General features: G+C 27.9%; 7 protein-coding genes and 1 tRNA gene. 1 reads left to right on the top strand and 7 read right to left on the bottom strand.

The genetic code is table 11. The annotated features are described in order from the left end of the window. Positions 1-5: 5 nt before the first annotated feature. The 6 genes from HR065_RS00690 to dnaX form a co-directional block, all read right to left on the bottom strand. Entirely contained in the window at positions 6-1,637 is a 1,632-nt protein-coding gene (locus HR065_RS00690) for a CTP synthase (protein ID WP_178734003.1), read from the bottom strand. A 32-nt stretch (positions 1,638-1,669) separates the two neighbouring features. Continuing rightward, a complete protein-coding gene (locus HR065_RS00685) occupies positions 1,670-2,560 on the bottom strand; it encodes a phosphatidylserine decarboxylase (RefSeq protein ID WP_178734002.1) in 891 nt (296 codons plus the stop codon). 11 nt (positions 2,561-2,571) lie between these two features. Further along, positions 2,572-3,273: a CDP-alcohol phosphatidyltransferase family protein gene (locus HR065_RS00680; RefSeq protein ID WP_178734001.1), complete on the bottom strand. Its 702-nt coding sequence runs from the start codon at positions 3,271-3,273 to the stop codon at positions 2,572-2,574. An 80-nt stretch (positions 3,274-3,353) separates the two neighbouring features. Next, positions 3,354-3,890, bottom strand: coding sequence for a DNA-directed RNA polymerase subunit delta (gene rpoE, locus HR065_RS00675; protein ID WP_178734000.1), 537 nt, complete (start codon positions 3,888-3,890; stop codon positions 3,354-3,356). Positions 3,891-3,941: 51 nt separating this feature from the next. After that, positions 3,942-4,238: a YbaB/EbfC family nucleoid-associated protein gene (locus HR065_RS00670; RefSeq protein WP_178733999.1), complete on the bottom strand. Its 297-nt coding sequence runs from the start codon at positions 4,236-4,238 to the stop codon at positions 3,942-3,944. Positions 4,239-4,250: 12 nt separating this feature from the next. Then, positions 4,251-5,990 (bottom strand): DNA polymerase III subunit gamma/tau, encoded by a 1,740-nt coding sequence (gene dnaX / locus HR065_RS00665; protein WP_178733998.1) that lies wholly within the window; start codon positions 5,988-5,990, stop codon positions 4,251-4,253. Positions 5,991-6,526: 536 nt separating this feature from the next. Between dnaX and HR065_RS00660 the strand changes: the two genes are divergently transcribed. Next, entirely contained in the window at positions 6,527-7,504 is a 978-nt protein-coding gene (locus tag HR065_RS00660) for a hypothetical protein (RefSeq protein ID WP_178733997.1), read from the top strand. A gap of 211 nt (positions 7,505-7,715) precedes the next feature. On the opposite strand, the gene HR065_RS00655 is transcribed toward HR065_RS00660, so the two are convergent. Then, positions 7,716-7,806 (bottom strand) — tRNA-Ser (locus HR065_RS00655). Between the last annotated feature and the right edge of the window lie 244 nt (positions 7,807-8,050).

The raw sequence follows: 8,050 nt of genomic DNA, 5'->3' as shown, positions 1-8,050 counted from the left end.
TTTTTTTATTGTGTATTTTTCTTTGTATTGTATTTAATAGCAAACTTAATAAAATCTTTAAATAAAGGATGCGGTTTAAGAGGACGAGATAAAAATTCTGGATGGAATTGAACCCCTACAAACCAAAAGTGATTTTTTAATTCAACTATTTCAGGGACTTTTTCTTCTTGATTGAAACCAGAAACATTGAAATAAGGATCTTTATCAAAAAGAGGGAGATATTCTAAATTCATTTCATAACGATGACGATGTCTTTCATTAATCACTTCTTGTTGGTAAATAGCATAACTTCTACTATCTTTTTTTAATTCTGAAGGATAAAGACCTAATCTTAAAGAACCACCTAATTGTGTATTATATATTTTTTGAGTAATAACGGGATAAGGTGTTTTAGGGTCTACTTCGGAGGAATTGGCTTGTTCTAATTTTAAAACATTACGAGCGTATTCTATGACCGCTATTTGCATACCAAAGCAAATGCCGAAAAAAGGGATATCGTTTTCACGAGCGTATTTAACGGCTTTAATTTTACCTTCCACCGCTCTAAAACCAAAACCACCAGGTACTAAAATACCATCACAAGCACTTAACTGTTCTTGGATATTATCGTCCGTTAAATATTCGGCATTAATCCATTTAATTTCCACTTTCACATCATGAGCGTAAGAAGCATGTTTTAAAGACTCTTCGATAGATAAATAAGCATCATGAGAATCAATGTATTTGCCTACTAAACCAATAGTGATTGTACGTTTTAAATGTTCTATTTTATGGATTAATTGTTTCCACTGAGATAAATCAGAAGTAGGCACATTTTTAATTTGGAAATGGTCTAAAATAAAATCATCTATTTTTTGTTCGTGTAAATTAAGAATAATTTTATATAAAACATCCACATCTGTGTTATCAAAAATAGCGTTCTCTTGGACGTCACATAAAATAGATATTTTGTGCTTCATTTCTGGAGTGATTATTTTTTCACTTCTTAAAATTAAAATTTGTGGTTGTATCCCTAAAGATCTTAATTCTTTCACACTGTGTTGAGTAGGTTTAGTTTTCGTTTCGTTGGAAGATTTTAAATAAGGAATTAAAGTATTATGCAAATAAAGGACATTATGAAAACCTAAATCATAACGCATTTGTCTAATAGATTCTAAAAAAGGTAAAGATTCAATATCGCCAACAGTTCCGCCTATTTCAATGATAATAATATCATAATCAGCGTTTTGAGCGATAGTTAAAATTCTATGCTTAATTTCGTTAGTAATATGAGGAATAACTTGAATAGTTTTACCTAAATATTCCCCTTTTCTTTCTTTATTAATCACAGATTGATATATTTGTCCTGTAGTTACGTTAGATTCTCTGGATAAGTTTTCATCCAAAAACCTTTCATAATGGCCTAAATCTAAATCTGTTTCAGCTCCGTCATTAGTAACAAAAACTTCCCCATGTTGGTTAGGACTCATAGTGCCCGAATCAACGTTAATATAAGGATCAAATTTTTTCATAAACACTTTTAAACCGCGTTGTTTTAAAATTTGACCGATAGAAGAAGCAATAATGCCCTTGCCTAAACCAGAAACTACTCCACCTGTCACGAAAATAAATTTAGGTTGTTTTTTATTTTTATTCATGTTTTTTCCTTCTTCCTATGGGCGAAAAGCAATTAGATCATATCAAACATTTGCTCTATTTTATGTCCAATTGTTTCACCGATATTAATTTTAGTTTCAGTGTTATTGCTTGTATTGTTTAAAATATCTTGATCAAAAGCAACTTTATTAGGTTTAATTAATAAAACTACGGTAGAACCGCCAAAAGAAAAAAAACCTTTTTCTTGACCTTTAACAAACTTACTGATTTCATGATTGTTGATTTTACCAACCATCATAGCGCCGACTTCTATTTGTACTACTTGACCAAAATTATGGGTATGTAAAATATTATACTCTCTAGTATTTTCTTGTAGCACGTTAAATTGTTTGAAAGCGATAGGGTTCACTGTGTGAAATTTACCCTTAATTTTCACCGCTTTTAGACCTAATAAACCATCATCTATAAAAATATAACGATGATAATCGTTAGCTTTTAGCCTCAACATCACTAATTGACCATCTAAATATTCTGAAGCCAATTTATCATCCTTTAATAAATCGCTTAAATGATAATTAACATTTTTAATAGTGTATACACTATCATGATAAATAGGGAAAATACTAACTTGTCCTTCGCAAGGACTAATGAAAGCTGTTTCCTTTCTATCGAAAGACAGATTTTTATATTTGCGTGTAAAAAAATCATTATAAGAACGAAATTTTTGCTTTTCAAATAAATCCAAATCTATGTTATATTTTTTGATTGTGTGGGAGATATGCATTTTAGACAAAAAGGTTTTAAAATATAAACTAGCTAAATAAGTCACAAATTTGGAAACAAGAATTTTTAAAAACAGTCTTTTCCAAAAGTTCTTTTCAATATTAGAATACACAAATGTTTGTTGTTTGCTAGCAATCTTGTCTTCTAAAACATTCCCTTTTTTATCTACTATTTTTTTCATCTAAACAACCTTTAATTATTTTTGAGACATATTTCTAAGTATAATAAAGTCAAAATCAACGTTAGAAATAACGCACTTAAAAAGAAATATAAAATATTTTTTTGTTTTTTGAATTTAATTTTATCATAAACAAATAAAAAAGAAAATAACATGAGGAAAAAGAGATATATTAAAGGCGATAACCACTCAATGTCTTTCAAAAAGCCCAATTTACCTAATTGTAAGTGAATTAAAATTAAAACAGGGAACAGAACTGAGGAAAAAGTAACCGGAACGCCTATAAAACCTTTAGAAGTTAATTCTTCATTTTCCTCCGTTAAAACGTTAAAATAAGCTAATCTAATTAAAGCCGCTAAAACGTATAAACTACCAAAAAAGATAAAAGCGATTGTTAAAGTTGGATGACTGTTTATCAGATTATCTCCATGAACCTTTTTCAATAAAGAATAACCTATCGCTACCGGCAAAACACCGAAACTAACTAAATCAGCTAAAGAATCAATTTGTACACCATATCTTTTTTCCAAAAGAGAACGGTTTTTTTTACTACGACTAACTATGCCATCAAAAATATCGCAAATTCCTGATATTAACAAAAAAACAGAAGCTAAGCCCATTTTGTCTGTAAAAACAACTAAACTGACACCCATAAAACCGCTTAGTAAATTTAAATAAGTTAAATATACAGTATAATCGTATATGCCTAAGAACATTTTTTTAACTCCGTTTACTTGATAATACAACTTGTTGTTTTGTATTAGTATTTTTGTAAATTATCATATGACAAAAGATTTTATTTATCGTATAAATAATCATATTCATCATTGATATCGTCTTCTTTGTCATCATCATCGCTCACAGAATTTAAATCTACTTGAGGTTTTTTGATATCATTATCTAAATGTTCTGAATCAATATCTAATGCTTCTTCTATTTCTTCTTCGTTTTCATCACTATCTTCATCATGATTATCATCATTTTTAGATTTTAAGGTAAAGTCTTCAAAATCTAAAATTTTATGATCGATATCTGTTGTTTCTTCATCGTCTTTATCATCTTTTTCAGCGTAATACTCTTTATCCCATAAATGCAGATTATCCGCTTTAACGCACCAAAGATCTTGACCATTAAAAACAAAAAGACCGCTTAAAACAATATCTAAGTATAGTTGAGAAACTTTCTCCACATCAGTGAAATCTAATTGTTTAATTTGGAAAACTTGTTCCATTAATTGATAAATAGGGATAGATGTTTTATTTTGTTGTAAAATTTGATAAGAAATATCAACCATGGAATTATTAGGGTTGATTAGGTTCTTTTTTTCGTTCATTATAAATTGTTGTCCTCTTTCTAAGAAAATGATTAAAAGATAATAAAATTATCAAAAAGTGAATTCTAAATTTTCAGAAGCTTTATTGATGACTTCTCTGGAAGCATCTTCTACTTGTTTTAAAACTTCGTTAAAAGATAATAAAATACTTTCTTGCAGAATGTCTAAATTTTGAAGAGCTTGGGTATTTTTAATACGCACATCAACAACTTGTTTAGTGCCTTGCATCACTATCATAACATCACCTATTGTGGCGATAAATTCTTTGGATTCTAATGTTTTTTGCTCTTTTTGAATAGCTTCTTGCATTTTTCTTAATTTATCAAACATATTAGTATTAGTATTCATTTTCACTCCTTATTATATCTTAATTTTTACTGTATCAAAACCAAAATATTCTCTGGCTAGTTTAATTAGTTCTAATTCATTTTGTTCTATTTTGACAAGGGAATTTTGTTCATAAAAACTGTTGTCTAAATGGGATAAATCAAAATCCAATGGATTATTAGTGGTTTGATATTTATCATAAGCCACTTTGATCACTTCATCCCAATGTTTTGGTAAAATAACAAAATAATCATTGATGATAGTTTTTTTAGAGTTAAAAATTTTCTTAATGTTTTTTTTCACATTCACGTTTAATAAATTCTTATAATTATTCATATCCGAACAAGCTAGCAACATTTCTTTATTGCGTCCAATCATCAATAATTTAGCTTCTGATAAAACTTTAGCAGAAGCTTCTAGTTCTAAATTATCAGAATAAGTTTTTAAATTAGCCCATCTTTGGTTTAAAAGAGTAGTCATTTTATCATCTGGATTCAACAGAATTTTTTTAATATGTTTTATTAAATTATTTTCTGTTTCTATCGCTTCTTCTGTAACAATTTCCTTTTTTTTAGCCAAAGAAGCTTTTTTAGGTTCTTTTTTGGCGTAAGGAAGATCGTTATTAGAATATGAAGCATTATGGTTCCAATTATTATTTTTCACCACTGTATTAGTGTTTTTAGCAGTAATAGAAGCCTTTTGGATAGTTGTCTTTTTGTCAAAAAACAAATTATGTATTTTAATGAAGTTTAAAATTAAAGAATTTTTTTTAGTCGGAAAATGGATAATATTTTGTTTTAAAGTTAACAAAGTTTCAAAAAATTCATTCCTTTTGGAATTAGTTAACAAACGGAATAAATTTTTGTTTTCTTGCGGATTAGAAACATGTTCTAATAATAATTTTTGAAAAAAATCAATTAAATCGTCTAAAAAAGGTGAAATTTGCACATTAGGCTTCAAAATTAATTCTAAAAAAGCGATCATTTGGTTGATATCTGGTTGGACCAAATATTCTGCTAATTGGTTGATTTTACTTTCCGAAATAACGCCTAACATTTTTTCAACATCTTTTTTTTCAATCAAGTTGGTTTTATAAGAACTTATTTTATCTAACAAATTTAAAGCATCTCTCATGCTTCCGTCTGAATAGGATGCTATAGTGGTTAAAGCTTCATCAGTGATTAAAATTTTTTCTTCCTCAACAATAGGGTTTAATTTAGTGTTAATCTCTTCATCGGTCAAATTCGGTAAATGAAAATGTTGAGTACGGGAAAGGATGGTTTTAGGAATTTTGGTTAATTCACTAGTGATTAAAACGAAAACAACATTCACTGGCGGTTCTTCCAATAACTTCAATAAAGCGTTAAAAGCGTTACTAGATAAGACGTGAACTTCATCAATAATATAAACTTTATATTTTAATAAATGAGGTTTATATTGAACTGTGTCTTTTAATTCTCTAATTTCATCTACGCCATTATAAGAAGCGCCATCAATTTCGATCACATCTAAATTCGCTTTTTGATGGACCACTAAACACGACTCACATTCGTTGCAACAGTCTTGTCCTTGAGGATTTTGACAGTTAATGGCTTTCGCTAAAATTTTAGCCAAAGTGGTTTTACCTACTCCTTTATTGCCGCTCAACAAATAACAATGATGAATTTTTTGCAATTTTATAGCGTTTTTTAAAGTTTTAATAACAACTTCTTGACCTACCATCCCATCAAAATTTTTAGGTCTATGTTTGCGATATAAAGCTAAATAAGACATACAAAATAAATCCTTTTTCTTATAAATTCATTCTTTTATATGATATTCTTTCCAGATATTTGATAAAAGGTGAAAACCTAAAACCTTATCTCAATAAAGAATAAAAAAATTTTTATTTGACTAAAAAATAAAATCACGTCTTAATATTTTACCATATGAAAAGGTTTTTTTTGAAATGTAGTTTGTCTTTTTCTTTATTTTTCCACTTCTCAAATCTTTTTGCCGAGAAAAAGAACAATGGGAAAACAAAGACAAGCCCTCTTTGGAAGTTTTTGAGACATTGAAAAATATGTTTTTTTACCTTTTTTCCAAAGCGGCCTTGTTCTGTCATAAAAGGAATAAAAAGTTTAATTCGAACCTAAATTAGGTTGATTTAGCGAAACAAACAAACACTAAATATCCCACAAATATTTCATTTTTACTAATTTAAATATGATAAAATTACTTATGTAATGAATAAATATTTTATTCATTTATTATAACATGAAGATGTATTTTAATAAATCTACTAGAAAGGATTTTTAAATAAAATACAAATGTTTTCGCAAAATAAAAATTATTTATCTAAATTTTTACAATTAACAGGAATTGTTTCGTTTTTCCTATTGATTTTCTTCTCTCATAATAAGGTTTTTGGAGCTGGTGAAAGTACTCCCCCTATCAAAGAGCAGATTTCAACAATCAAAAATAAAGACCAACAAAAAGCTGATATCAAAGCCAAAGCTGAGGCTTTATTGCAAGAAATATCAAATTTTGAAACAGAAATCAAAAAAATCTTTACTACTGCCAATGTAGAAGAATTAAAACAAATCTTTGATGATGCAGTTTTGAACAGTTTATCAACTGAAATAACTAATAAATTAGCTAACAAAAACATTATACCAGCTGATAAAACTATTTTGGAAAATATGCAACAATTGGTGCAAAAGATAAAAGAACAAAAAGAGACTTATTCCAGCGATGTTTTAATTTTATCTAAAACAGGCGAAAAAAGTTTGGAAGAAGTTAAAACAGCTTTTCTCAAAATAATGGATCAAACTAAATTATTAGAAACCAATATGAAAAGTTTAGAAACTGAAAATCCAAAATTGACGGCTGCTAATAAATTAAATGACACCATTATCAATAATTTAAAAAATAAAATCAATAATTTTTTAACTAAAAGTCGTTCTTCTGAATTGGAAACTGCAAAAACACAATTAACCAAAATTGAAACAGATTATCAAAAATTAAAAGAAGCTGAAACAGCCCCAACAAGCGATCAAAAAGTTGCTGAAAAAAATGATGAAACAACTAACCAAGGCGTTGGAACTGCTAATGAAGGTGCTAAAAAGGGAGTTGAAACATCAAAAACAGCTACCACAACGACAAAAAGCACTACCAAAGCTGATGATAACGACAAAGGCATCAACACTTTCCAGATCGTAATTATAGGTGTTTTTATCGCTATCATGATTTCAGTGATTATTGTTTGGATTTTACAACAAATTAAAAAACCTCAATCTAAAAGATAACAGGTTTTTTTCAAATAAAAAACTGCTTTAATAAAAAAACATCTTTATTTAAAAATAAAGATGTTTTTTCTTTTAAACGGTAATAAGTATATAATTTTATTTAATTAAGCAAAAGATAAATCAATTCTAGCTAAATATGTTATTATTGGGAAAAATAAAACTATTTAACAAATGCTTAAGTAAAAAAAATATCATTAAAATTTTTTATAATTGGCGGAGCAGAAGGGATTCGAACCCTTGCACCAAAAATTGGACTACGTCCTTAGCAGGGACGCCTCTTATAACCACTTGAGTACTACTCCGTCTGAAAAAATTTTTTTGCCATTATTAATCAATTGATTCGTTTCCTTTTTTTCTGAGAAATTTATTCAAAGATTATTAGACAAAAACATTATAACAAAATATATATTAAAAAAACATATTTATTGACTTTTTATTTAATCATGAAACAGCTTAATTCCACAAAAAGGATCTTTATATCGTGATTATCGCATATTAGAAACATTTATTGATAGAATCATTGTTCTAGAAAAAGACCGGTGAATA

It is taken from the genome of Candidatus Phytoplasma pruni, assembly GCF_013391955.1.
Classification (GTDB): domain Bacteria; phylum Bacillota_I; class Bacilli_A; order Acholeplasmatales; family Acholeplasmataceae; genus Phytoplasma.
This window is presented reverse-complemented; position numbering and strand designations above follow the sequence as displayed.